Source organism: Prevotella denticola, from assembly GCF_900454835.1.
Taxonomy (GTDB): domain Bacteria; phylum Bacteroidota; class Bacteroidia; order Bacteroidales; family Bacteroidaceae; genus Prevotella; species Prevotella denticola.
Genome location: NZ_UGTM01000002.1, coordinates 83,263 through 108,683, shown reverse-complemented (window position 1 = coordinate 108,683; position 25,421 = coordinate 83,263). Strand labels below are relative to the sequence as shown.

Sequence of the window (25,421 nt, the reverse complement as noted above, 5' to 3'; positions counted from 1 at the left end):
ACAATAAGCTTCTTTTGTTTCAAACTGAAAGAATAAGGTCGGGAGTGTTCAATATTTTCCATGAAGCGGGCTTGCTGATACGTCATTAAAATTCAGTGGATGATTTTCATGGAAACGAAAAATGCCCTACGCTTCACAGCGACGGGCATTCAATCTCAATAGGTATTAGTTTCTTTAAGGTAAAAAGATTGTATTCAGGATAACGCTTGCAAAGATAAGGGATTTATTTTGTACGAGCAAACTTTTATGCAACTTTTTTATTCACAATGAAACATTTTTTTTATTACAGATTTTCTCCTTCTCCATCCGTCCGGACGGTCCTTCGTTACATATCTGCAATGGATATGAAGCCGTTGTTTCATTCTGTTATGAGAAACAAGAGGAAATCTCCTGTACGGTATTATTCCTGTTCCGATGACGTTTTTCGCATTTTGCCGATTCAGCCTGATGTTTCCTGCTTTGCATATGAAAAAGAATCGGATTGTCTTTCCCCCTTTCCTGTGCATTCAAGGCAGCCAAGGTCCAGGAAAGAATATGGGAAACGGTTGTCCGTACTTTCCCTCTTTGCCGGGGCAGGCCCTGTATGCAGATAATCCGGCGGTTCTCTTTTTAAACTTGCTTTTATGCAATGAGGATACCATCGCTCCGTTTTCCGGGAGGGCTTTATAATATTGCCTAAAACATTTCCAAATATGGAAGAAAAGTCTTAAATTTGCAGAGAATAAGCCGAGCCTGGCCAATTGAAAGCACGCTTTCTTTGTCCTCGCTTGCATTGTTTTTGTTGAAATTACAGTAATGATGCAGTATCACGTGACTTGTAACAAATGCCGTCGTTCGTTTACGATTACGGCAGAAGGCGGCGACCGTATGCGGTGCAGCTGTCCTTATTGCGGGCAGACGCTGTTGGTCAATCTGCCAGCCATGGCACAGCCCGCCACGCCGCCGGTGGTGCATCCCGTCTCCGGACAGAAAGACAGCGAGGGAGGCAGCCCGGGGCTAAAGATTCTCCTGACGGTGCTGATTGTCCTTGTTGTGGGCGGTCTGGGTGCTTTCGGATTTATCCTGTGGCAGGACAGGCAGGAGGCGGCACAGCAGGAAATCCGTGTACAGCGCAAGGCGCATGCCGACTCGTTGATGCAGGTCCGTGCCCGGCAGGATGCGCAGGTGGAGGAAGAACAGCGAAGGGAACAGCAGCAGCAGGCTGTATGCAGGTTCCTGCGGTCGTTCTATCAGAATGCGGTCTTCCTCTCAGACGATACGGATCCGTCCTACTATGCCCGTTACCTCACGCCCTACTGTCGCCAGATGATTTTCGGGACCGGTCCGGATGACGAGGAAGACAAGTGGGCAGCATGGTGGGGTGCTTTCGGCAATCTCAACAATGAATACGATTTTGACGAGCTGTCGCGTAATCTTCGGATAACCCCTGCGGGTAACGACTGGTACAAAGTCAGACTGTCGGAACATGGCCTGACGGAAACCAGGAACATACGGGTCAAGATGACGGACGGTCACATCCTCATCGACGATGTGAGGTAGGGCTTCAATGTAAGACAGTACTTCAGAGAAAGGAGAAAAGAGTATGCAGTTTCAGATAGCTTGCAAACACTGCCACCGTCTCTTCGCCATAGAGTCGGAAGCCGGCAGGACGGTAAGGTGCAACTGCCCTTATTGCGGAGAAGGCATGATGGTTGTCACGCCCGGGACTGTTCCGGAAGACGGCGTAGCCGGCTCTACAGCTGGCACAGGCTGTACGGAGACGGTACAGGGCGATAGCCAGAAACAGGCCACAGGCGGAAGGAAACGTGGATGGCCGAAAGGCGGACTGGTGCGGAAGGTGACGATTGCCTTCGTGCTGTTCTGGCTGGGCGTGATACTGGTGTCAACGTTTTTATACGTGTTTTTTTCTTCGATGTCAAATTAAAACAATAACACAGTCAAATATGAAACAGACAAAGATAGTATGTTCAATCAGCGACCGGCGTTGCGATGTCGATTTCCTGAAGAAGCTGTTCTTCTCGGGCATGAACGTCGTACGCATGAACACGGCTCACGCCACGCAGGACGGGATACGTGAAATCATCCGCAACACACGGGCGGTATCACCGCATCTGGCACTGCTGATTGATACAAAGGGACCGGAGGTGAGGACGACGGGTGTGGAAAGTCCTGTCCACTACAAGGCAGGCGACATGGTAAAGATCTTCGGTCGTCCGGAGGTCGATTCGTCCAGGGACATCATCAATGTTTCCTATCCGGACTTCTCGCGCGACGTGAAGGTGGGCGACCACGTCCTCTTCGATGACGGAGCGTTGGACATGGAAATCGTCGAGAGCGCCGGTCCTATGCTGGTGGCGCAGGTAAAGAATGAGGGCGACCTGGGGGCGCACAAGAGTGTGAATGTGCCGGGAGAGCATATCGAGCTGCCGGCACTGACCGAGAAGGACAGGCGCAACATCCTGCTGGCGATAGAGGAAGACATTGACTTCATTGCCCACTCTTTCGTCCGTTCCGCAGCTGATGTGCTGGAGGTACAGAAGATCCTCGATGAGCACAACTCGGACATCAAGATTATCTCCAAGATAGAAAACCAGGAGGGTGTCGACAACATCGACGAGATCATCGACGCCTCGTACGGTATCATGATTGCGCGCGGCGACCTGGGCATTGAAGTGCCGATAGAACTGATTCCCGGCATACAGCGCAGTATTATCAACAAGTGTATTCTGAAGAAGAAACCGGTCATCGTAGCTACGCAGATGCTCCATACGATGATCTGCAATCCCCGTCCTACCCGTGCCGAGGTGACTGATATCGCCAATGCCATCTACAGCCACACCGACGCGCTGATGCTGAGTGGCGAGACGGCCAGCGGCAGGTATCCGGTTGAGGCTGTCCAGACGATGGCGCGTATCGCCGAGGCGGCAGAGAGGGATGCCCATAAACGCGGACACATCACTGTTCCCATGACGAACCCCAACGACCAGCGCGAGTTCCTGTCGCGCAGCGCCATTGAGGCTACGGAACAGCTGGGTGTCAAGGGAATCATCACTGACAGCGAGACAGGACAGACGGCCCGCAATCTTGCCGCTTTCCGTGGACCGAACCCTGTTCTGGCCATCTGTTACAAGGAAAAGGTGCAACGTTGGCTGAACATGAGTTACGGTGTCATAGCCGTCTACCAGCAGCAGCATAAGTCGAACGAAGAGATGTTTACTGCCGCCTTGCGTATGCTCCGCCAGAAGGGGTACATCGACCTGGACGACAAGATTGCCTATCTGTCCGGATCGTTCGGTAACGGAGGCGGTACGACTTTCCTTGAAATCAACAAGGTGAGCGAAGTATTCGACCGCAGTTACCGTTTCCACCTCCCGAAGGAGCAGGACTGTATGGAGGTGACGGGTGAAGCGAAGTGACGGATGGGTAAGGATATATAAGGAGTCCGTCGTCGGCTTCTGATTCTGCAGATGCCGCCCTGCAATGGAAAGAGCCATATCAAACTCTGACAGCGAGTGTTGATATGGCTTTTTTCGGTTGTGCCTGACTTCTCTTCCTGGAATCCGGGCATCGTCCGGGAACGTGCGTCCATGTCGGTCTGCATCGTCTCATGGAGGCTTCCGACTTGTTTTTGCTTTCTCATTTCCGTCTTATCAGGAACGTGCCCAATACATAGGACCGGTTCTTCCGGGTACGGCTCAGGAGCTGGTAGATACCGTCGGGGAGGGCAGAGATGTCCAGTTTTCCATGCTTTCTGTCCCAGTGCCTGCTGCTGCGGAACATTTGTCCTTGCAGCGTCTGTATCTCGTAACGAACGATATCGGCCTGTCTGGCCATAGCCGGGAGCATGAGCGTCGTGCCGTCATTGTCCAGCAGGGCAGGGGATGTCTGTACCGTGAAGAGGGGTTCTTCCTGCAGGGGGGAGCTTTCTCTGCCGTATCTGTCCATGGCCGTGACGGCGAAATACAATGCGGGACTTACATCCTTGAGTCGCAGCGACAGACCGCCGTAACGGGTGCATATCAGGTTGCGTGCGTCCCGGGTGTCGACGGGGAAGGAACGGCTGGCATATATGTTGTAATAAGGTGACGCTCCTTTCCAGTTCAGTCGTGCCGATCCGTCGCCCGGCCGCTGTACGAGCGGGGTGCGTGACAGCAGGACAGGTGCATCTTCGGCTTTCCCTTTCTTCGTGGCAGGTGGAAGTGACGGGGTTGCATTGAACTGCCGTTCGAAGTCGTAGATGCCTTGTCTGTTGGAAGTGAGAAAATGAGAGCGGAAATGTGCATGGCCCATGCCGGCATCACGGCTGACGTACATCTGGCGGGTTATGTCGCCCAGTGTCCAGTTGCCTTCACGTGGGTCAAGGAAGTAAGTGCCCAGCCCGGTCACTATGTCGTGTCCATAGGCATTCTCCATCCAGTCGGCGATGAAGGGATAGTAGTTTTCGCCACGGAAATACTGCATGGGATAGAGCTGGTCCATCAGTCCCAGTCTGATCCATTCCTGTGCTTCCTGCGAGACACGGTCGTATGCGTTGAAGTTCCGTGAGCTGTAGCGGCTGAGGTCGGAATACTTCCCGATGGGCGAGCAGGATATCTTCACCCAGGGCTTCAGTCCTTTCACTTCGTCGTGGATGGCACGTACGATGGCCGTGATGTTGCTGCGCCGGCGTTCGGGTGTGTCGTCGTCCCGGTAAGAAGGGCGCGGCCATCCGTCGGGATAACGGATGTAGTCGAGGTTGATGCCGTCCACATCGTAGTTCCTTACGATTTCGCCGCAGATGGCAGCGAGGTAGGAGGGTACGTTCGGGTCGGCAGGGTCAAGGTACGCCCCTGTAGCGTAGTTCCTTATCCGGAAGCCCTTCTGCCTGAGCAGTCGACAGCCCATCGAGTTCTTCGCCCCCACGGGGATGGTTGCTATCCAGGCATGAAGCTCCATGCCCCGCTTGTGACATTCCTCCACGGCAAAGGCAAGCGGGTCGTAGCCGAAGCCCGGCGCACAGCCCTCGGTGCCTGTGATGCAGCGGTCCCACGGCTCAATGGCTGACGGATAAATGGTGGCGGCACGCACGCGGGTCTGCAGAAGTACGGTGTTGATGTTCGCCCGCCGGTAGCAGTCGAGGATGTCGGTAAGTTCCTGTTTCTGTTGCAGTATGCCAGTCTCAGACTTTGCATAGGTCTTCGGCCAATCGAGGTTGGCCAGTGTCGTAAGCCACACGGCACGTGTCTCGTGCTTGGGCAGCCGTCGTGTGAGATAGTCGGCAAGGCTCGTCTGCGCCTGTGCTGCAAGGGCCAGTGTGCAGAGGAGGATAAGTAGAGCGGGCTTCTTCATGTTCCTTGATTCCGTATAGTTTTGATTCATCATGAGTCCCTGGCCGGCGACTGGTGGTGCGGCCACGGATGCTGTCCTGTCGGATAGTTCTTTTTACATTCTTACTGCTGTTCTTTGCAGATAGCTCATCAACAGCCTGGGCAAAAGTACAAATAAAAATCAGAGAAAAGCACTCTCTTAAAGGATTTTTCCCTTTCCATGTACTTTCCACAGCTCCTGGGAAAGCAAAAGGGGCTGAATTGATGCCGTCCGATGAACCTCGGACTGCATCATTCCGTAATCTCTTTTAAACAGACAGTCCCGCATTGTTTTCGGAAAGGCAAGCCCCCCTGACCCGGTAGGTTGCGCCGGTACGGTTCTTCTCCGGCTGCAAGCTGCTCCCATACCGGCGACATATTGTAAGGGTGTGGACCCTCAACACGGCCGGTGTCTGCCGTCAACACAATGTGTGACGGGCATCAACACATCTGTAGGGAAGGCCGGTTCTTGCCCCCGTTGATACCATATTATTATGTCAAGATGTTGATGACTGACTTGCACTGTAAGCGTTTACCGAACTTAACGGAGGATTGCAAAGGCTTGCTTGTTGCTGAATAAACGCGGAAAGAGCCATGCCGGCACTCTGTATCCGAGTGTTGGCATGGCCCTTTCCGTTGTGGCTGCGAGCGATGTTCAGCGTCTCATTCTTATATATCCGGCTCCGGCCGCAGCAAGCAGAAGGATTACGATGGCAATATAGGCAATCGTCTCGGTAACGGAGATGCTTGCCGGATGGAAGTCGAGGATGACAGTGTGCCGGCCCGGCTTTACACGCAGGGCACGGAGGATGTAGTTCACCCGTCCGAGTTCTGCCGGCCTGCCGTCTACCGTCGCCGTCCAGCCCGGATAATAGATTTCAGAGAAGACGACAATGCCGCCGTTCTTCGAGCTGACGGTATATTGCAGGTTGTTCGGTTCGTATTTCTCCAGTCTCACTGCGGCGGCAGTGTCCCTTGCCGCAGCCTGCCCCAGCACGGCTTCATACTTCTTGTCGGCTACTGCCTCGTGGCGCACATCCATCTTGCCCACTTCTGCATATTCGGCATTGGCATCGGCAACATAGCTGATTCTGTCGATGAACCATCCGTTGCCCTGTGCATAGATATTCTTCAGCGGCATCGTGCCTCCTCCCTGCAACGGAAGAATAAAGTACTTCGTGTTCAGCATATTCAGCACGGGGAACACCTTGGCACCGTCCACAGCCTGCATATTGCCGCCCTTGGCAGCGATGGCCTGCATGGCCTTCTGCATCTCGGGAGCGATGTAGGCATCGATCATCTCCTGGTAGCGGCGCAGTTTGGCTGGATGATAACCGCCAATGCTCTTGTGGAAGTAAGCGGTCTCGTTCTCGTTGAAGGTGTTGGAGGCAAAGTTCAGTACACGGTAGTCCAGGCTCTTGTCCTTCATGATTTCCACGTCGGCCGCCGTCGGCTGCTGCGGCATATCGCGTTCGCTCTTCGGTACGAACATTCCGTCGTTGAGATAGCGTTTGTCCACCTGCCACAGATCGACGAGGCAGAGTATCAGCAATGCGCCGATCATATAACCGGCACGCAGCTTCTTCAGCCTGTAGGCGAAGAGCAGGGCGAAGCCGATCAGGATGACGACGACCGAACGCCATGCGTCGGCACTGACCATGGCGGCCCGCATGGTGGAGACGTTGGAAAGAATGGTGCCGGCCGTATTGGCATCCATTCCCTGGATGCCGTTGATCATCTGGCGTTCCTGTTCGCTGACGAACGGCCCCGTCATGTCGGGGAACAGGGCGATCAGTGCTGCCACGCCCGCCGTCAGCCCCAGGCTGATGTAGGCGAACTTCATCTTCCGTCCCAGCAGGTCGGGCTCGTCGATGATGCGTTTCAGTGTCAGGGCGGCCAGCAACGGAATCGTAAACTCGGCAATGACGAGGATGCTCGCCACAGTGCGGAACTTCGCATACATCGGGATGTAATCGAGGAAGAAGTCGGTGAAGCCCATGAAGTTATGTCCCCAGGCCAGAAGGACGGACAGAACCGTAGCGGCCAGCAGTGCCCATTTCATCGGACCTTTCACGAGGAACAGCCCCAGGACGAAGAGGAAGAGCACGAACGCCCCGACATAGACCGGCCCGCTCGTCCCCGGCTGTGTACCGAAATACTGCGGGAAGGCATCGTAGAGCTGGGGTATCATCGACTGTATCTGCGGATCGGCCTTTTTCATCGCCGTTTCGCTCTGGCTCAGCGGAACGCTCGCTCCGCCTTTTGCATCGGGTACAAGCAGTGTCAGCGTCTCGTCGATGCCGTAGCTCCACTGTGTGATGTAGTCACGGTCGAGCCCGGAACTGGTCTGGTTGGCCTTGTCCGCCTTCACCAGTTCGCTTTTGCCGCGCATGCTCTCCTTCTGGTACTGCCAGGTGTGGTAGAGGTTGGAGAGGTTGATGGCAATACCGATGACAGCTGCCGCCGCCAGCACGCCTGTCGCCTTCAGGAATGCGGCCAGCTGTTTCTCACGGACGGCTTTCACGAGGTAGGCGACAACCATGAAGAGGATGACGAACAGATAGTAATAGGTCATCTGCACATGGTTGGCTTTTATTTCGAAGGCTGTGAAGACCGCCGTCACGATGAAGCCGGACAGGTACTTGCTGCGGTAGGCCAGCACGATGCCGGCGATCATCGGCGGGAGGTAGGCTAGTGCCATTACCTTCCACAGGTGTCCGGCGGCGATGATGATCAGAAAATAGGACGAGAAGGCCCACATCACACTGCCCAGTGCCGCCAGCGACTGCCGGAAGTCGAAAGCCCGCAGCAGGATGTAGAAGCCCAGAAGGTAGGCAAAAAGGAACCATACATTGTCCGGCAGCCAGAGGTGATAGGCGTTCATCACCTGCGACAGGCCGTCTGTCGACTGATAGGCCGGCGACATCTGGTAGGTCGGCATACCGCCGAAGATGGCGTTTGTCCAGCGTGTCGTCTCACCTGTACGGTTCTGGTACTCTGTCATTTCCTGTGCCGATCCGACACCTGCCGAGGCATCGTGGCGATAGAGAATCTTGCCCTGCGTGACGGGTACGAAGAAGTAAGCGAACGAGATAACCGCAAACAACACGACGGCCATCACATCGGGAAGAAGTCTTTTCCAAGTTTTCATGCTTATTCTGCTTTGCTTTTGTCTGATAGATATCAATGTGTGCAAAGTTACAAAAAACAAAGAACTTACAGCCTCCGACTTATGACTTTTTCGTATGTCCCCGCTGAAATCAGTACATCATCGTAAGGATGACAAGGTTTGATCGGGAGCCGGAGAGGCGTTGATTGCAGTGCCGATCAACGTCTGTCTGCACTGCGGCTGAGCCTTGTTTCCTGTGTACGATGTGGCGTGTTGGAATCCGGTATGTTCCGACAGGTCTGCTTCACAGTGTCTGGACTCTGTCGCCTCACGACCATTCCTGTTCTCTGCCTGATGGTTCTGTGACATGATTCTGTGATGTCTGATGATCCTTTCGGTTGTCTTCCCGGCAGCCTGCTTGAATCTTTCCAGACTGTGTGCCCATGGGTATGTGAAGCACCGGAGAATGGCGGCTGCTCTGCAGCGGACAGCAGGGAGGTGCGGCGTATATGGAGGATTTCAGGTATATTATGTCTGGAATGGATTGCTGTTTTATTTATTCTTTGTACATTTGCAGCATGATAAGAAAGAATCCCTATACGGAAGAGAAATATTCGCATTACAGGGTGACGGAGCCGGCCCCTCTGCTTGAGTGGCTGCTGGCAAACCTGAAAGAGAGCAAGAGCAAGGTGAAGGCGACGCTGCAGAACCGCGGCATCAGGGTGAACGGCAGCTGCGTCACACAGTTCGACCGTCAGCTGAAGGCTGGCGACAAGGTGTCTGTCAGCAAGAGTAAGAAGAACGGTCAGTTCCGCAGCCGCTATGTGAAGATAGTCTACGAAGACCGCTTCCTCGTGGTGGTGGAGAAAAATATCGGTATCCTCTCCATGGCTGCCGGTCATGCTTCGCTGAACGTGAAGAGCATTCTGGACGACTACTTCTACAAGACCCGCCAGAAGTGTACGGCACATGTCGTGCATCGACTCGACCGCGATACGTCGGGACTGATGATTTATGCCAAGGACATGCAGACCGAGCAGCTGTTCGAGCATGACTGGCACAACATTGTCTACGACCGCCGTTATGTGGGCGTAGTGAGCGGTGAGATGGAACAGGACGAAGGAACGGTGGCCAACTGGCTGAAGGACAACAAGGCATACGTCACTTACAGTTCACCAGTGGATAATGGCGGTAAATATGCCGTCACCCATTTCCATGTCCTCGACCGTACGGTGGCGTACAGTCTCGTGGAATACCGGCTGGAGACAGGACGGAAGAATCAGATTCGCGTACACTCGGCCGACATGGGCCATCCTGTCTGCGGCGACGTGAAGTACGGCAACGGCGACGACCCGCTGCACCGGCTCTGTCTGCATGCCTATGTGCTCTGCTTCCATCATCCCGTGACGCATCAGCGCATGGAGTTCGAGACCCCTGTTCCGGCAACTTTCCGGCATCTGTTCAAATAACAGGAAACGGCTTTCCCTATGGAACATTTACAGCTTTACATCGCCCTGCTTGCAGCACTTGTGGTCGGTCTTTTTCTCATCAGGAAGATTACCGGCTGTCTTGTCCGTATCTTCATCACCCTTGTCGTACTTGCCATCATCAGTTGGATACTGACGCTGTTATAACAGGCATTGCATCTTGATGCCGAGATGAGGCACGGGAAGACGTTGTCTGTGAATGCGGCATGGAGCCTGGGATGGGGATTTCCTACAAAATCTTTCGGGCAATGAAGTAGAAAACGAAATTAAATTCGTACATTTGCAACATATAACAAACAGGCATTTAATATAAAGCGAAGATAAGAAACAGAAATGAGAACAGTTTATGAATTCTCTGTCAAGGACAGAAAAGGAAAAGAAGTATCATTGAAAGAGTATGCCAACGAGGTGCTGCTGATAGTCAACACAGCTACCAAGTGCGGCTTCACACCTACCTACGACCAGCTGGAAGCACTCTATGAGAAGTACCATGCACAGGGCTTTGAGGTTCTCGATTTCCCCTGCAACCAGTTCGGACAGCAGGCTCCGGGTACCGACGAGAGCATCCATGAGTTCTGCAAGCTCACCTACGGAACAGAATTCCCGCGCTTCAAGAAAGTGAAAGTGAATGGCGACGATGCCGATCCGCTCTTCAAGTTCCTCAAGGAGCAGAAGGGATTTGCCGGCTGGGACGAATCGCACGAGCTTTATCCTGTTCTCGACAAGATGCTTTCTGAAGCTGATCCTGACTACAAGGAGAAATCTGATATCAAATGGAACTTCACCAAGTTCCTGATCAACAAGAAGGGGCAGGTCGTCGCTCGCTTTGAACCGACAGAGAAGATAGAGAATATCGCTAAGCAGATTGAGGCTCTGCTGTAGACCTGTCAGGTCTGTCGTCTGTCCTGCCATGGGGCGGGAGAGGGGACACGGACAGGGGTGTGGAACTTTCTACGACCGGTGGTATCGGCCGGAAAAGGCAAGGAGCATCATACTCCTTGCCTTTTTCAGTCAGTGTCTGTGAAGGTCCTGTTCTCTCTGTCAGTGGGGGACTTGTCTGTCAGTGGAGGGTGGTCCTTGAAAGACAAAACAAGAGAGGGAATATCAGAAGAATTGTCCGTGGCGGTCTTTCTGATATTCCCCTTTCCTTGTTGAACGGTTCTTACCTTGTGGCGAGATTATTCGTCTTCCTCTTTTGCTTCCGCTTCATGTTCAGCAATCAGTTTCTGCTGGAGGTCGTTCGGGACAAGCTCATAGCTTGCGAACTTGGTCGTGAAGCTTGCACGTCCGCCGGTAAGCGAACTCAGCGAGATACTGTAGTTGGAAAGTTCCTTCAGTGGGATTTTCGCCTGCAGCTTCTGGTAGCCGGCTTCAGAGTCCATGCCCATGATCATGGCACGCCGGCCCTGCAGATCGCTCATCACGTCACCCATATAGTCGCCGGGCACGAATACCTCCAGGTCGTAGATAGGCTCGAGAATCTTCGGACCTGCCGCCTTGAAAGCATCCGAGAAGGCATGGCGGGCTGCCAGGGTGAAGGAAAGCTCGTTGGAGTCGACCGGGTGCATCTTTCCGTCGTAGACAATCACTCGAACATCACGTGCATAGCTGCCTGTCAGCGGCCCGCGTTCCATGCAGTCCATCACACCTTTCAATATAGCCGGCATGAAGCGGGCATCGATGGCGCCGCCTACAACGGAATTGATGAAGACGAGCTTGCCGCCCCAGGGCAGGTCGCGCTCCTCGCGCCCCTTGATGTTCATCTTGAATTCCTGTCCGTTGAACTTATAGGTTGTCGGGTCCGGCATTCCTTCTGCGTAAGGCTCGACTATCAGGTGGACTTCGCCGAACTGGCCGGCACCGCCGCTCTGCTTCTTGTGGCGGTATTCTGCTTTTGCCTGTTTGGTAATCGTCTCCCGGTAAGGGATCTTTGGCTCTTTGAAGACAACCTGCAGCTTCTCGTTGTTCTCCAGCCGCCATTTCAGGGTACGGAGATGGAACTCTCCCTGTCCGTGGACGATGGTCTGCCGGAGTTCCTTGCTCTGCTCCACCACCCATGTCGGGTCTTCCTGCCGCATCTTCAGCAGGGCTGCCATGAGCTTCTCTGTGTCCTGAGTGTTTTTTGCTTCGATGGCACGCGAGTATTTTGAATTGGGATATTTGATGAAGTCGAAACGCTGGTCAGTCCCTTTTCCGTTCAGGGTATTGCCCGTCTTCACGTCTTTCAGCTTCACCGTGCAGCCCAGGTCGCCGGCATTCAGCTGCTCGACGGGAATGCGGTTGGCACCGGCGCAGGCATAGATCTGCCCCATACGTTCTTTCGATCCACGGTCGGCATTGGTAAGGTCGTCGCCCGGTTTTACGCATCCGCTCATCACCTTGAAGTAGCTTACTTCACCGATGTGCGGTTCCATACCGGTCTTGAAGAAGTAAAGCGACTCCGGTCCCTTGCTGTCCGGAGCGACCTCCTCGCCGCGTGTATTGTGTATCTTCGGCATCTCGTCGACGAACGGAACGACGTTGCCCAGGAACTCCATCAGGCGGCGTACCCCCATGCTCTTGCCGGCACATACGCAGAAGACCGGGAAGATGGAACGGGTGACAAGCCCCTTGCGGATGCCCTCACGCAGTTCGTCTTCCGTGAGGGTCTCCTCTTCAAAGAACTTCTCCATCAGCCCTTCATTGTTCTCGGCAGCCGCCTCGACGAGAGCCTTGTGCAGTTCCATCGCCTTGTCCATCTGGTCGGCCGGAATGTCCTCGATGACAGGCTCGCCGCCCTCCGGCTTCCAGCTGTATTTCTTCATCAGCAGGACATCTATCAGACTGTTGAATCCCGGTCCGGTCTCGATAGGATACTGCACCGGCACACACTTCGATCCGTAGATTTCCTGCATTGTGGCAATGAGGTTGTCGAAGTCGCACTTGTCGGAATCCAGCTGGTTGATCAGGAAGATAACAGGCTTCTTGAGTTTCTCGGTATAACGGAAGTTGTTCTGTGTGCCTACCTCCGGACCGTACTGGCCGTTGATGAGGATGACAGCCTCGTCGGTCACGTTCAGTGCCGTGATGGCACCGCCGACGAAGTCGTCGCTTCCCGGACAGTCGATGATGTTCAGCTTCCTGTTGTTCCACTCCACATGGAACACCGTCGGGAACACCGAGTAGCCGTATTCCTGCTCAACAGGGAAATAGTCGCTGACCGTGTTCTTTGCCTCAACCGTTCCGCGGCGTTTGATTACACCAGCTTCGAACAACATACTTTCGGCAAGAGTCGTCTTGCCGCTACCCGCACTGCCGACCAAGGCAATGTTCTTGATCTCGTTTGTCTGATATACTCTCATATCTGATAGATTTAAGCTGTTAGTAATAAAATGCTTATTCGTCTCAAGAGACAAGCCGAAGCTCATCCTTTCAGCCGTCTAAGGTAGACATTTTCATTGAAAGTGCCAAAAGTTCTTACTGAAAACCCCTATTCTTTTAAAACTTATTAGTACATTTGCAGGACTTACCGCATTACACATATTATATATATACGTATTCCCTACATCATGGCAGGACTTTACATACACGTTCCTTTCTGCGCCAGCCGCTGCATCTACTGCGGCTTCTATTCCACCGTTCCGTCCGGAGGGGATGGAAAGGGGAAGTCTGTAGAGGAACGGTATGTGGATGCGATGTGCCATGAGATGGAACTGAGGACGGATGAAGAAGCCGTATCCGGCGGAGAGACTGCGGAGCTGACCAGCATCTACCTGGGTGGAGGCACGCCTTCCCAGCTGTCCTTCCAGAGCCTGCACAGGCTGTTCCATACGATAGAAACGGTGTATCACCTGCCGTTTCGACGGGACATGGGGACGGACCGGAAACAGGGCTGTGCCGCTGCACCCATCGAGGTTACCATGGAGTGTAATCCCGACGACGTGACGGCAGAGTTTGCCCGGAAACTGCGCTCGCTGCCTGTCAACCGTATCTCCATGGGCGTGCAGACCTTCTCGGACGAACGGCTGCGTTTCCTGCACCGGCGGCATACGGCGGCAGAGGCGGTGAGTGCGGTCGGCCGCCTGAGGGAGGCCGGCATCGGCAACATATCCGTAGACCTTATGTTCGGTTTCCCAGGAGAAACACTCGAGGAGTGGGAGGCCGATATTGCCCACGTGCTCGAGCTGGGGGCTGAACACATCTCTGCCTATAGTCTCATGTACGAAGAAGGCACTCCTCTCTACTGCCTTCTACAGGCCGGAAAGGTCAGGGAGATGGACGATGAGCTTTACAGGAAGATGTATGACGTGCTTATCGACCGGTTGGGAAGTGCAGGCTACGAACATTACGAAATCAGCAACTTCGCCAGACTCACGCCTACTCTCAGCGATGAAAGTCCAACCCTCAAAGTCCAGCCCTCAAAGTCCAGCCCTCAAATCTCAAATCTCAAATCTCAAATCTCAAATCTCAAAGTCCCAAGCCCTTTCCGCTCCCGTCACAACAGCTCGTACTGGCACGACGTTCCCTACATCGGCATAGGGGCGGCTGCCCACTCGTATGGTAACGGAAAGAGGAGCTGGAACGTGGCGGACATCAGAGCCTACATAGATGCCATCCGGGAAAGGCGGCTGCCTTGCGAAGAGGAGGTGATTGATGCCGACACGCACTACAACGACACGGTCATGACGGCTCTCCGCACACGTGAGGGAATAGAACTCTCGCTGCTTTCTGCCGAATACCGTTCATATCTCATGCACCTTGCCGTACCGTTTCTGCGGCAAGGTCTGTTGAAGGAGGACGGGGGGCGGCTCCATCTGACCCGCAAGGGCATCTATGTCAGCGACTCGATTATGAGTGAGCTGATGAAAGTGTAATCATCGCCTGCCATCATCGTCTTTTTACCATCCATCATCGCTTATCGACATCCAGACATGACCAACGAAGAATTTGAAGAAAAATGGGCCGAGAACCGCAGCACGGTCCTTGCCAACAACGAAGAGTACCGGCGCATCGCCCACAGCTACAACAGCTGGGGATGGGTGGATTATATTGTTTTCATTGCCGGTTTCGTCATCTGTGAGAATTTCACGGAGGAACTCGTAAAGAGTATTCTTCTACAATATCTCCTTGCACTCATCGGTATGGTTCTGATATGGCTCGGCTACCGGCTTGTCAGAAGTATGCTGGGCAGTAAAGAGACACTGGAGGAGCTCGAGGAAAGAATAAAACAGCAATATCGGGAGACTGTTGACAGATGAGCCGGGCATCGGACAGGCAGCCCCTGAAAACACTTGCCGGTCGGCTGGAGGCTGTTCCTGCTTTCGGATGCCCGTCTGGCGGTACGGAAAGGTTGGGTGCTTAATGCTTTCCTAAACATTGGGTAACAGGTCATTCCGTAAGCATATACTTCCTGGCTGCCATGGAGGACTTTTCCCGGATTGTTCCCAACCGCATGGGAATGATGCTCCCAACCGGTTGGGAATCCTGTTCCCAGCCGCTGGGACTGCTGTTCCCGACTGTTGGGAACAGCAGTCATTGATGTTGTCGGCACTGACAATGCCTCGTTTACAATATCTTCAGATATGTGCGGACCGTCCACGTATTTGGCGGAAGAACAAGAAATCCCGGCTCCACTCACATGGAACCGGGACTGGCTGCCAGTTCCCGAATGCCCGCACCCCTTCGGAGACGGCGGACATGAGGGGACAAGTCTGTTATCCTTTACCTTAAAAACTAACCCTTATGTCTTTGAATCTGTAGTCAGCGTTAACAGCCCTGAACACTGTATGCTGTCAGACAGTATGTATTTATCTGGAAGTTCTAGTATCTTGTCTTTTTATTCTCTTTTCCTTTCTGCCGGCAGCTCTTTTCCTGCATGCTGTTGCAATAATCGATATAAACTCTGACTTTATCTTTTCTTCTCTTTGTTCTGTCTGTGTTCTGTTGTTGTTATCTTCCTCTTCGTTTGTTGTTGCAAAGATAAGAATGAATATGTAAACAAGCAAGTTTTTTATTCAAATCGCTTCGTATTTAACATTTAATAAACCTGTGGCGGATGGAAGCCGGATGGCGGTTTCGGAAAAAAGACGTACCTTTGTGTCCGGCCGCCGGTACAGTCCCAGCATAGAAAGGACTTCCAGTGTTGCCACCGGCCGGAAGTGGACAAAGAAAATGGGCAGATGAAACAGCACACCTCACATATCGTCATTGCACTTGTTGCAGTGGCTTTCTTCATGGAGTATATTGATTCCACCGCCTTGGTGACCGCCCTGCCTCAGATGGCAGCCGATTTCGGCGTGGAGAGCGGAAGGATGAGCATAGGCATTACGGCGTACATGATTTCGCTTGCAGTGTTCATTCCTGTAAGCGGATGGGTAGCCGACAGGTACGGCACACGTTCTGTGTTCGCTTATGCCGTGCTGGGGTTTATCGGCACGTCCGTCCTGTGCTCGCTGTGCCGTGGTCTGATGCAGTTTGCCGTCGTGCGCTTCCTGCAAGGCGTTGCGGGAGCGATGATGGTGCCTGTGGGGCGGCTGGCAGTGTTGAAGAACTGTGACAAAGGCGACCTGGTGAATGCCATTGCATGGATTACCACTCCCGGGCTCGTCGCCCCGGTCATCGGTCCTCCCATAGGCGGTTTCCTTGCCACCTATCTTTCGTGGCACTGGATCTTCTTTCTGAACATCCCCATCGGTCTCCTTGTCTTTTTACTGGCAATAAGGTATGTCCCCAGACAGCCTGCCGACAGGCGGCGTGGACGGCTGGACGTGCCAGACTTCCTGCTGAGCGCCCTGTCGCTGTCGGGCGTTATGTACAGTCTGGAGCTGCTGGGAGGTGATGCGGCCGACTTCCTGCTTCCGCTTTCCCTGCTGTCGGTGTGTGTCTGTCTGTTTGCGTTCAGCGTCCGCCGTTCCCTGTGTTCTCCGTCGCCTCTGATAGACTACTCGGTGATGCGTGTGCCCACCTATTCGGTGACGATCGTCTACGGCACGCTTTCCATGATGGTCATCGGAGCTGCTCCGTTTCTGTTGCCGCTGCTGTTCCAGGACGGACTGCACTTCAATGCCTTTCATTCCGGTCTGCTCCTGCTGTCACTGATGCTGGGGAACCTTGTAACCAAGCCTTTCACGGTGTGGATGATGCACCATTGGCGCATCAAGCATATCCTGTTTCTCAATGCCCTGCTGCTGTCGCTTTCCACAGCTGCCTGTGCGTTTTTCGATGTCTCTTCTCCCATCATTGCCATCATCATCTGCCTGTTCCTGATGGGTAGCTTCCGTTCCGTACAGCTGAGTACGCTCCACACAGTAGCCTACGTGGATGTGCCGCAGCAGAAGATGTCGTCGGCCAATACACTCTACAGCACGGCCCTGCAGCTTGCTTCCGGTCTGGGCGTCGGTCTGGGTGCATTGGCGTTGAGGGTCTCGTCTGCCGTGTCGGCTGTCTCCGGCTCATTGGTTCGCTATCAGCTGTCGTTCGTGCTGATTGCGGCCGTCGGACTTGCAGCTTTGGTGGGGTATGGAAGAATGAAGGAGGATGCAGGGAGGATTATCGGCAGGTTCTGAAAAGTCAATGTGGACTTTTGTTTGTATGTGGATTTCCTGATTGTGGACACCTGGCTTAATAAATGGCACAAAGAAGTCTTATAAAAAACAAAATCCCTTACTGTCCTTCTGCTATATTGATTTTTTTTAATAACTTTGCGCCATTATATTGTCCAGACATATAATCAGAATAAGAAACAGGAAACGAATGAAAAAGATATTTGCAGTATTGCTCCTTGCCGGACTTGCGGTACAGGCATCTGCCCAGAGCGGCACCAATTCTCCTTACAGCCAGTATGGATTGGGTTCTCTGGCCTCCCAGGCGACGGGCTTTAACCGGGGCATGAACGGTGTGGCGTACGGTTTTCACGAGCATAACCAGGTTAACTACATGAATCCGGCCTCCTATGCTTCCGTCGACTCTCTTTCATTCATCTTCGATGCAGGCATCAGTCTGCAGCTGACCAATTTCGAGGAGAACGGCCATAAAGTCAATGCACACAATGCGGATATAGAGTATGTCGCCGCATCATTCCGTGCATTCAGGCACGTCGGCATCAGTTTCGGTATTCTGCCTTATTCCAATGTCGGTTACAATTTCAGCAACACACAGAATGTGAATGCCTTTCCAAGCACGTCATCACCCAATGCTACCTATTCTATTATATACAGCGGTGACGGCGGCCTGCATCAGGTCTATTTAGGTGCCGGCTGGGAGCCTTTCAAGGGCTTTGCTTTCGGTGCGAATATTTCTTATCTGTGGGGAACGTTGAACCGTAACTCGACGAATACGTACAGTGACAGTTATGTCAATACACTGTCGCGAAAGTACACGGCACAGGTAAAGAGTTACAGGCTTGATTTTGGCTTGCAGTACACCTATGCTGTTGACAGGAAGAACGAGCTGACCCTGGGCCTGGCCTACACGCTCGGTCACAAGCTGAATGCTGATCCGGAGTGCAGTGTCATCTCGACAAATTCACAGACGAGCGTGACCGATACGACACGCTATGTCGTCTCAAAGGCACTTGAGTTTCCCCATACTTTCGGTATCGGCCTGATGTGGAACCACAGCAACAACCTGAAAATAGGGATTGACTATCAGTTGCAGAAATGGGGAAAGATAGCTTATCCGCAGCTGAATACCGTCGGCGGTACCACGAGCTACGGTCTTGTCGACGGACTTTTCAACGACCGCCAGAAAGTTACGCTTGGCGGTGATTATTGCAAAGGAGAACGGTATCGCGGCTTTTTCAGCCGTATGCACTATCGGGCCGGTGTGAGCTATGCCAGCCCGTACCTGAAGATAAACGGCCAGGACGGTCCGCATGAGCTTTCTGCGAGCCTCGGTGTCGGTATTCCAATTGTTAACGGTTACAACAACCGCAGTCTGTTGAATGTCAGTGCCGAGTGGGTCAACCAGAGTGTTACGGGCCTCGTCAAGGAGAATATGTTCCGCATCAATGTCGGTCTGACCTTCAATGAACGCTGGTTCGCTAAGTTCAAGGTTGAGTGATATGCGCCCGGGACTTCGCTCTTTCTTCCTTTGTCTGGTGCTGTCGGTAACAGGCTGTGCGGTGCTTTCCTGTTCAGAGGAGCAGGAGCATACCGCCCCTGCCATCCATGACCGTGATTCGGTTCCGGTAATGACGACGTATGGTGTCAATACCCTTATATCCGATTCGGGCGTGATAAAATACAGGATTGTCACTGAAGAGTGGGAGGTCAATACGAACAGAAGGCCTTCCCGCTGGACTTTCAACAAGGGGATCCTGCTCACGCAGTTCAATTTGAAGAAGCACGTGGTAGGCTATATACAGTGTGATACAGCTGTGTATTTCGACCAGGACCGTCGCTGGGAACTGCACGGACGTGTCCGGATACTCACAGCCCAGGGACTGTCTTTTTTCAGCAATGAACTGTATTGGGATGAACGCAATCATCAGATGTGGTCACACTCTTATTCGCATCTGAGAACCCCCGACAAGGATCTGGAGGGCAACTGGTTCCGGAGCGATGAGGAGATGACAGACTATGAGATACGCCAGACGAAAGGGTGGGGCATCTTCTCCGATAAAGAAATGATGCCAGGTGCAGAAGCAGGAATTACTCCGATTGACACCACGCATACGGACAACATGAAGGGTCCTGTAGTAATGCAACGATAATAGGAAAATTGGATATTAATTTAATCATAGGAATCCTGATTACAATGGTTCTCTCCGCATTCTTCTCGGGAATGGAGATTGCCTTTGTTTCCAGCAACCGTCTTCTCGCAGAGATGGACAGGGAGAAGAACGGGATTGCTCAGAAATGCCTGACGGTTTTTTATAAGAATCCCAATGGCTTTGTCTCAACGATGCTTGTGGGTAACAACATCGTGCTTGTCGTCTATGGTATCCTGTTTGCGCAGATCTTTGATGCGACGCTCTTCAGCGGGTTTGATTCTGCCATGCGTGTGATACTGGACACGCTTTCCTCCACGTTTGTCATACTCTTTACCGGTGAGTTTCTTCCCAAGACCCTCTTCAAGAGCAATCCCAACCGGCTGCTGACCTTCTTTGCCCCGTTGGCTTACTTTTTTTTCATCATCCTTTGGCCGATCAGTCGATTTGCCACCTTTCTGGCACGTATCCTCCTGCGGCTGTTCGGTGTGAAGATGGATGAAAAGGAGAACGACGGTACTTTCACGAAGGTCGACCTTGACTATCTTGTCCAGAGTTCCATTGAGAATGCAGAGAATGCAGACGAAATAGAAGACGAGGTGAAGATATTCCAAAATGCCCTGGACTTCCAGGACACGAAGGTGCGCGACTGTATGGTGCCGCGTACGGAAATCAATGCCGTTGAAGAGAACTGTTCGCTGATGGAACTGCAGCAGATGTTCATCGAGAGCGGCAATTCAAAGATTATTGTCTATCAGGATGATATCGACCATGTAAAGGGTTACATCCATTCTTCCGAGATGTTCCGTGCGCCGGAACGGTGGAGAGAGCATATCCGCAAGATGCCTTTCGTACCGGAAACGATGCCTGCGCAGAAGCTCATGCAGGTGTTTCTCCAGCAGAAGAAAAGTCTCGGGGTCGTCGTGGATGAGTTCGGCGGGACCAGCGGCATCGTGTCTTTGGAGGATATTGTTGAGGAAATCTTCGGAGATATAGAGGATGAGCATGACAACACAAAGTATGTTGCCAAGCAGATTGCTGACAATGAATATGTTCTTTCAGCCCGGCTGGAAATAGACAAGGTCAACGAAATGTTCAACCTTGATCTGCCGGAGAGCGATGACTACATGACGGTCGGCGGTCTGCTGCTGCACGTTTATCAGAGTTTTCCAAAGGTTAATGAAATCATCACCGTAGGACAATATGAGTTCAGGATTATCAAGAATACCATGACAAAAATAGAACTCGTACGGTTGAAAGACAACGGGACAGACTAATTTCTGCTTGGAAAATTATGATACTTCCCTTTTTCTTTGTATTTTTGTAGGCAATTTGTCATACTGGAGTAAATAATTAAAATCAAATAATAAATCTAAAATGGCAGCATTAGGAAAAATCAGAAGCAAAGGAGGTATGCTGGTAGCAGCTATCGGTCTGGCCTTGTTTGCTTTCTTGGCTGAGGAAGGATTCCGCTCTTGTAATGGTATCAAGGGGGAAGCCCGTCAGCAGATTGGGGAGATCCTGGGCGAGAAAATCAGTGTCCAGGATTATCAGAAGTTGATAGATGAATACCAGTCAGCGATCAAATTTACCATGCAACGTGACAACCTTACCGAGGAAGAACTCAACCAGGTGAAGGACCAGGTATGGCAGCAGCTGGTCAGCAACCGTGTCCTGCAGGCTGATGCAGAGAAGGTAGGGCTGACGGTGACCGAGCAGGAAATACAGAATGTACTGAACGATGGTACCAATCCGATGCTGGCGCAGACACCGTTTGTCAACCAGCAGACGGGCCGTTTTGACGTGAATGCGCTCAAGCAGTTCCTGGACGGCTATAACAAGGCGAAGTCCGAGAAGTCTCCCCAGCTCGACCAGATGCAGACGGTTTACGACTACTGGCTGTTTATCGAGAAGAATCTCCGGATACAGCTTCTCGGCCAGAAGTATCAGGCGCTGCTTGCCAGCTGTGTACTTTCCAACAAGGCAGAAGCCAAGATGGCTTTCAAGGACAACAATGAAGAAAGTCAGATCCAGCTTGCTTCTCTGGCTTACAGTTCTGTAAAAGACGCAGACATCAAGATTACAGATGAAGACCTCAAGGCCAAGTATGACGAGCTGAAGCCGGCTTTCCGCCAGAATGTAGAGACGCGTGACATCAAATTCGTCGATTATCAGATCAAGGCAAGCACTGCTGACCGCAACGCTGTTGTCAAGGAGATGAACGGTCTCCAGAAGCAGCTTGCCACAGCTGCCGATCCTGCAACGGTTGTCAGCAAGAGCGGTTCTGAGATTCCTTATCTGGGCGTTCCTGTAAGCAGCAAGGCTTACAGGCAATACCCTGACATAGCTTCAAGAATTGACTCGCTTGCTGTAGGGACTACCGGTGTGACAGAGAACAAGCAGGACAATACGCTGAATATCATCCGTGTACTCTCAAAGGCGCAGCTGCCAGACTCTGTACAGTTCCGTCAGATTCAGGTTGCCGCGAACACCCCGGATGAGGCACGTGCAAAGGCCGACTCCATCCAAAAGGCATTGGCAGGCGGTGCTGACTTCGAGGCGCTTGCCAAGCGTTATGGTCAGACTGGAGAGAAGGTATGGTTCACAGGACAGCAGTATGAGGCTGCACCAAGTATGAGCCAGGACAACCGTACTTATATCAATGCACTGCTGAGTGGCGAAGTAAATGCAACCCAGAACATAGCCCTTGCACAGGGTAACGTCATCCTTCAGGTACTCGACAAAAAGGCAATGACAACCAAGACGACTGCGGCTGTCATCAAGAAGCTCATCGACTTCTCCAAGGCAACACGCAATGAGGCTTACAACAGATTCTCTGAGTTTGTTGCCAAGAACACGACTGTTGCCGATCTTGAGAAGAATGCTTCCAAGTATGGCTATCGCGTGCAGTCTCTCAATGACATATCAACTGCCGAACATTATGTGGCAGGTATTCATGGTACACGTGATGCCCTCAAGTGGCTTTTTGAGGCCAAGCTGGGAGATGTGTCCCAGCTCTACGAATGCGGCGACAACGACCATCTCTTGGTAATCGTCCTCAATGCCATCCATCCGCAGGGCTTCCGTGCATGGGACGATGCACAGGTGAAAGAAATCCTGAAGCGTGAGGTGATGAAGGACAAGAAGGCAGAACTGCTCATGGCGAAACTCAAGGGTGTCAGCAGCATTGCCGCTGCCCAGGCAAAGGGTGCCAAGGTAAGTACGGTCAATCAGATTACTTTTGCTTCTCCAGCCTTCGTACAGGCAACAGGTGCTGTCGAGCCTGCACTCTCTGGTGCCGTGGCAGCAACAGCAGCCGGCAAGTTCTCCAAAGCTCCTGTAAAGGGCAATGCCGGCGTGTATGTGTTCCAGGTTGTCAAGAAGGCGATGCGTGCCGGTTCCAAGTACAACGAGCTGATGGTGATGCAGCAGACGGCCCAGCAGAATATGCAGATGGTCGGCAACTTCATGCAGGATCTTATTCTCAAGGCGAATGTCGTAGACAACCGGTATCTTTTCTTCTAACGGGAATGATACCTTATACATAAAGCGGATGTGCTCAGGCATATCCGCTTTTTTAATTGCTGTCACTTTTAACACTTTACACAACTTTCATATTATAAGCTGTTTATAATCTATTATCGCATGACAGCAGTGACGGTAACTTACGAACTTACATACGAACTTCCACCTAAGATGACCGGAAAGGCGGCGGGGAAAGTCATGTTTGGAAATCAATCTGTCTACCGGTTGCATTGATTTTCTGTTTTTCCTGGTTTATAAAGTAAGTTCTGGAAATCCACAAGACTGTACCGGGCAAGCCTGTCATACATTTTTCGGTATACATCCAGAAATATACCGACACTAGTCTGTATGCGCTTGCAATCGTCTGCTTGATCAATTTCTTGCCGTGTCTTTGCAGCAAGTAGAAAGGGATAGACTGATGAAAGCCGCCTTCTGACAATTCCCTTTGTCAGGAAGCGGCTGCTTTGTGATGGACAGGAAAGTCTGCCTGTTATTTCACAAACTTCTTCCGGTTCTGAATGTAAATGCCGGGAGGAAGTACGGTCCGATCCGTACCGACAAATCTGCCGTCGAGCGTATAGATGCGGTTGTCTGTTCCCTGCTGCTCTGTCGTGATGTCGTTGATACCGGCGGCTGTCAGATCCTTGAGATACTCGAAGGTGATTGTGCCGTCCGTGTTTTCTGTGATGTGAAAGAGCGGCTTGTTCACAGTGCTCTGGTTCAGCTTGATGCTGCCGATATGGTCCACATGGCTTGTTCCGGGGAACGGGTCTCCCGCATGGCTGGCATAGTATTTTTGCTGTTCCTCTTTAGAATGCACGCTATAGCTTGAAATGAGCTTCCCGTCGGCCGGAACGATTGTCATACCCGGCTTTCCCGGTGTATCATTGACGTGGTCATACATATTGATAGTCTCCGGCTCGTAGTTGACACGGTACACCAGCATTCCCTGTCCGAGAAGTTTGGAAGCCCATCCTTCTTTCTGAATGTTGTGAAGAATCAGATATTCTTTCTGATAGGTGGTCGGCACTTTCAGCGCTTCATCGACTTTGAGAGTGATTTTGGCAGGAGTTTCCTGGATGGGGGTAAGTGTCTTCCATCCCATGACATCTTTCTCCCAGGGAGTGTAGGGAGTCGGCGTGTAACCGTTGTCGGTGTACTCTCCGCCGTCCATCAGATCCCAGAGTTCCATGGTCTGGTCATCTTTCTCTGCAGCTTTATTGTAAGGGTAGAAGTCGGGCAGTCCCATTGTATGTGAAAATTCATGGCAGAACAGTCCGATACCGTTTATGCGTTTGGAGGGAGCAGAGGAAAACTTATGGTCTGGGTTGTAGTTCAACTCATTGCTTACCCCATAGCGGCAGACTGTTTTCCCACCCATCTTGAAAGGTGTTGTCGTACCCGATTTAGGCCATATAAAATCTGGGTTCTTGGGGGAAGCGTTCTGTCCGTACCCGGCATGAAGGACATAGACAAGGTCTACGTATCCGTCGTTGTTCCCGTCATAGTCGCTGAAGTTGACACTGCCTTCTACGGCATGGCAGGCATCTTGTATCAGTTCTCCGATATTTGTGTCTTTGTTGGTACCGTCCTTACCATAGTAGCTGCTTGTCTTGGAAAGGGTGACAGGACCGACAACGACAAACTGAGGTGTGAACTGTCCGCCGCTCATGTCCTTGAAGTATTGTCTCACACTGCCATAGTTGCGTTTCTCGTTATTGCCGTAATCCGGCAGAGGTCCTGCGCTGGCATCGTGGTTGAAATAATCATTGAAGCTCTTCACCGGGTCAGGAAGAGAGAACTTCACGTCGCTGAACTGCGCCAGAATGACCAGTACTTTCGGACTGCCGCTGTGCGGAAAGTAGGGTGGGGTGTGCTTGCCGACAGCTCGTGTCTTCGCCTCTTTGTTCAGTCGTCTTGATATGCTGTCGAAGAAGGCATTGCGCATCGCTCCCTGTTTCCTGACAAGTTCTTTCTCTGCAGCCGAACGCTGGCCGTCGTTGTGCGCCAGCTGTCCGCTTGCTTTCAGCGTACCGTCTTTGCCGATTTCTGCAACATAAAAGTCCATCCCGACCTGTGTCAGCAGTGTCCCGTCAGCGGTGGAAATCCAGCTGAAATGCTCGTCACCATACTGGTAAACGGTGAGCAGTGTTCCGTCAGACTGTGTCACCGTGACAGGTGTCGGGTTGGCTTTGGCCGCCCATGCCGCCAGTGTACACAGTGCCAGGCAGCACGACAATAAAATTTTCTTCATCATCAGTTTTCGC

General features: G+C 52.3%; 18 protein-coding genes. 13 read left to right on the top strand and 5 right to left on the bottom strand.

Going from position 1 to position 25,421, the window contains the following annotated elements:
• The first annotated feature begins 798 nt into the window (after nucleotides 1-798).
• Genes DYH27_RS08575 through pyk form a run of 3 tightly spaced genes read left to right on the top strand, consistent with a single transcriptional unit; the run spans nucleotide 799 to nucleotide 3,416 of the window.
• Complete coding sequence (locus DYH27_RS08575) at nucleotides 799-1,539, top strand: hypothetical protein (RefSeq protein ID WP_025067342.1); 741 nt, start codon at nucleotides 799-801, stop codon at nucleotides 1,537-1,539.
• 43 nt (nucleotides 1,540-1,582) lie between these two features.
• Nucleotides 1,583-1,924 (top strand): hypothetical protein, encoded by a 342-nt coding sequence (locus DYH27_RS08570; RefSeq protein WP_025067341.1) that lies wholly within the window; start codon nucleotides 1,583-1,585, stop codon nucleotides 1,922-1,924.
• Nucleotides 1,925-1,943: 19 nt separating this feature from the next.
• On the top strand, nucleotides 1,944-3,416 hold the full coding sequence (gene pyk, locus DYH27_RS08565) for a pyruvate kinase (RefSeq protein ID WP_025067340.1): 1,473 nt from the start codon (nucleotides 1,944-1,946) through the stop codon (nucleotides 3,414-3,416).
• Nucleotides 3,417-3,636: 220 nt separating this feature from the next.
• On the opposite strand, the gene DYH27_RS08560 is transcribed toward pyk, so the two are convergent.
• Entirely contained in the window at nucleotides 3,637-5,328 is a 1,692-nt protein-coding gene (locus DYH27_RS08560) for a glycoside hydrolase family 10 protein (RefSeq protein ID WP_025067339.1), read from the bottom strand.
• A 672-nt stretch (nucleotides 5,329-6,000) separates the two neighbouring features.
• Nucleotides 6,001-8,496, bottom strand: a complete 2,496-nt coding sequence (locus DYH27_RS08555; RefSeq protein ID WP_025067338.1) for a YfhO family protein — start codon at nucleotides 8,494-8,496, stop codon at nucleotides 6,001-6,003.
• 536 nt (nucleotides 8,497-9,032) lie between these two features.
• On the opposite strand from DYH27_RS08555, the gene DYH27_RS08550 reads away from it, so the two are divergent.
• The 3 genes from DYH27_RS08550 (at nucleotide 9,033) to DYH27_RS08545 (ending at nucleotide 10,823) form a co-directional block, all read left to right on the top strand.
• Complete coding sequence (locus DYH27_RS08550; protein WP_025067337.1) at nucleotides 9,033-9,923, top strand: RluA family pseudouridine synthase; 891 nt, start codon at nucleotides 9,033-9,035, stop codon at nucleotides 9,921-9,923.
• An 18-nt stretch (nucleotides 9,924-9,941) separates the two neighbouring features.
• Complete coding sequence (locus DYH27_RS13405) at nucleotides 9,942-10,088, top strand: hypothetical protein (RefSeq protein WP_004351494.1); 147 nt, start codon at nucleotides 9,942-9,944, stop codon at nucleotides 10,086-10,088.
• Nucleotides 10,089-10,274: 186 nt separating this feature from the next.
• A complete protein-coding gene (locus tag DYH27_RS08545; RefSeq protein ID WP_013670379.1) occupies nucleotides 10,275-10,823 on the top strand; it encodes a glutathione peroxidase in 549 nt (182 codons plus the stop codon).
• Between the two features lie 296 nt (nucleotides 10,824-11,119).
• Here DYH27_RS08545 and DYH27_RS08540 read toward each other — a convergent pair whose 3' ends face one another.
• The gene (locus DYH27_RS08540) at nucleotides 11,120-13,282 is read right to left on the bottom strand and encodes an elongation factor G (protein WP_025067336.1); all 2,163 of its coding nucleotides are present in this window, start codon (nucleotides 13,280-13,282) and stop codon (nucleotides 11,120-11,122) included.
• Between the two features lie 207 nt (nucleotides 13,283-13,489).
• On the opposite strand from DYH27_RS08540, the gene DYH27_RS08535 reads away from it, so the two are divergent.
• Complete coding sequence (locus DYH27_RS08535; protein ID WP_025067335.1) at nucleotides 13,490-14,794, top strand: coproporphyrinogen-III oxidase family protein; 1,305 nt, start codon at nucleotides 13,490-13,492, stop codon at nucleotides 14,792-14,794.
• A gap of 57 nt (nucleotides 14,795-14,851) precedes the next feature.
• Entirely contained in the window at nucleotides 14,852-15,178 is a 327-nt protein-coding gene (locus DYH27_RS08530) for a hypothetical protein (RefSeq protein WP_004351457.1), read from the top strand.
• 549 nt (nucleotides 15,179-15,727) lie between these two features.
• Here the strand turns inward: DYH27_RS08530 and DYH27_RS08520 are convergent.
• A complete protein-coding gene (locus DYH27_RS08520) occupies nucleotides 15,728-15,925 on the bottom strand; it encodes a hypothetical protein (RefSeq protein WP_025067334.1) in 198 nt (65 codons plus the stop codon).
• A gap of 174 nt (nucleotides 15,926-16,099) precedes the next feature.
• Here DYH27_RS08520 and DYH27_RS08515 point away from each other — a divergent pair, with 174 nt between their 5' ends.
• The 5 genes from DYH27_RS08515 to DYH27_RS08495 all read left to right on the top strand — a co-directional run bounded on the left by DYH27_RS08515 (nucleotide 16,100) and on the right by DYH27_RS08495 (nucleotide 23,154).
• Nucleotides 16,100-17,485: an MFS transporter gene (locus tag DYH27_RS08515; protein ID WP_029216364.1), complete on the top strand. Its 1,386-nt coding sequence runs from the start codon at nucleotides 16,100-16,102 to the stop codon at nucleotides 17,483-17,485.
• Between the two features lie 187 nt (nucleotides 17,486-17,672).
• Entirely contained in the window at nucleotides 17,673-18,980 is a 1,308-nt protein-coding gene (locus DYH27_RS08510; RefSeq protein ID WP_025067333.1) for a hypothetical protein, read from the top strand.
• Between the two features lies 1 nt (nucleotide 18,981).
• Entirely contained in the window at nucleotides 18,982-19,632 is a 651-nt protein-coding gene (locus DYH27_RS08505) for an LptA/OstA family protein (protein WP_025067332.1), read from the top strand.
• An 8-nt stretch (nucleotides 19,633-19,640) separates the two neighbouring features.
• A complete protein-coding gene (locus DYH27_RS08500; RefSeq protein WP_013670371.1) occupies nucleotides 19,641-20,906 on the top strand; it encodes a hemolysin family protein in 1,266 nt (421 codons plus the stop codon).
• Nucleotides 20,907-21,006: 100 nt separating this feature from the next.
• Nucleotides 21,007-23,154 (top strand): peptidylprolyl isomerase, encoded by a 2,148-nt coding sequence (locus tag DYH27_RS08495; protein ID WP_029216365.1) that lies wholly within the window; start codon nucleotides 21,007-21,009, stop codon nucleotides 23,152-23,154.
• A 490-nt stretch (nucleotides 23,155-23,644) separates the two neighbouring features.
• Here the strand turns inward: DYH27_RS08495 and DYH27_RS08485 are convergent, their stop codons facing one another.
• Entirely contained in the window at nucleotides 23,645-25,411 is a 1,767-nt protein-coding gene (locus tag DYH27_RS08485) for a M6 family metalloprotease domain-containing protein (RefSeq protein ID WP_081640735.1), read from the bottom strand.
• Between the last annotated feature and the right edge of the window lie 10 nt (nucleotides 25,412-25,421).

Excerpts from the sequence above, each read along its gene's own strand:
- DYH27_RS08575 (WP_025067342.1), top strand. The coding sequence starts at position 799 with ATGCAGTATCACGTGACTTGTAACAAATGCCGTCGTTCGTTTACGATT.
- DYH27_RS08570 (WP_025067341.1), top strand. The coding sequence starts at position 1,583 with ATGCAGTTTCAGATAGCTTGCAAACACTGCCACCGTCTCTTCGCCATA.
- pyk (WP_025067340.1), top strand. The coding sequence starts at position 1,944 with ATGAAACAGACAAAGATAGTATGTTCAATCAGCGACCGGCGTTGCGAT.
- DYH27_RS08560 (WP_025067339.1), bottom strand. The coding sequence starts at position 5,328 with ATGAAGAAGCCCGCTCTACTTATCCTCCTCTGCACACTGGCCCTTGCA.
- DYH27_RS08555 (WP_025067338.1), bottom strand. The coding sequence starts at position 8,496 with ATGAAAACTTGGAAAAGACTTCTTCCCGATGTGATGGCCGTCGTGTTG.
- DYH27_RS08550 (WP_025067337.1), top strand. The coding sequence starts at position 9,033 with ATGATAAGAAAGAATCCCTATACGGAAGAGAAATATTCGCATTACAGG.
- DYH27_RS13405 (WP_004351494.1), top strand. The coding sequence starts at position 9,942 with ATGGAACATTTACAGCTTTACATCGCCCTGCTTGCAGCACTTGTGGTC.
- DYH27_RS08545 (WP_013670379.1), top strand. The coding sequence starts at position 10,275 with ATGAGAACAGTTTATGAATTCTCTGTCAAGGACAGAAAAGGAAAAGAA.
- DYH27_RS08540 (WP_025067336.1), bottom strand. The coding sequence starts at position 13,282 with ATGAGAGTATATCAGACAAACGAGATCAAGAACATTGCCTTGGTCGGC.
- DYH27_RS08535 (WP_025067335.1), top strand. The coding sequence starts at position 13,490 with ATGGCAGGACTTTACATACACGTTCCTTTCTGCGCCAGCCGCTGCATC.
- DYH27_RS08530 (WP_004351457.1), top strand. The coding sequence starts at position 14,852 with ATGACCAACGAAGAATTTGAAGAAAAATGGGCCGAGAACCGCAGCACG.
- DYH27_RS08515 (WP_029216364.1), top strand. The coding sequence starts at position 16,100 with ATGAAACAGCACACCTCACATATCGTCATTGCACTTGTTGCAGTGGCT.
- DYH27_RS08510 (WP_025067333.1), top strand. The coding sequence starts at position 17,673 with ATGAAAAAGATATTTGCAGTATTGCTCCTTGCCGGACTTGCGGTACAG.
- DYH27_RS08505 (WP_025067332.1), top strand. The coding sequence starts at position 18,982 with ATGCGCCCGGGACTTCGCTCTTTCTTCCTTTGTCTGGTGCTGTCGGTA.
- DYH27_RS08495 (WP_029216365.1), top strand. The coding sequence starts at position 21,007 with ATGGCAGCATTAGGAAAAATCAGAAGCAAAGGAGGTATGCTGGTAGCA.
- DYH27_RS08485 (WP_081640735.1), bottom strand. The coding sequence starts at position 25,411 with ATGATGAAGAAAATTTTATTGTCGTGCTGCCTGGCACTGTGTACACTG.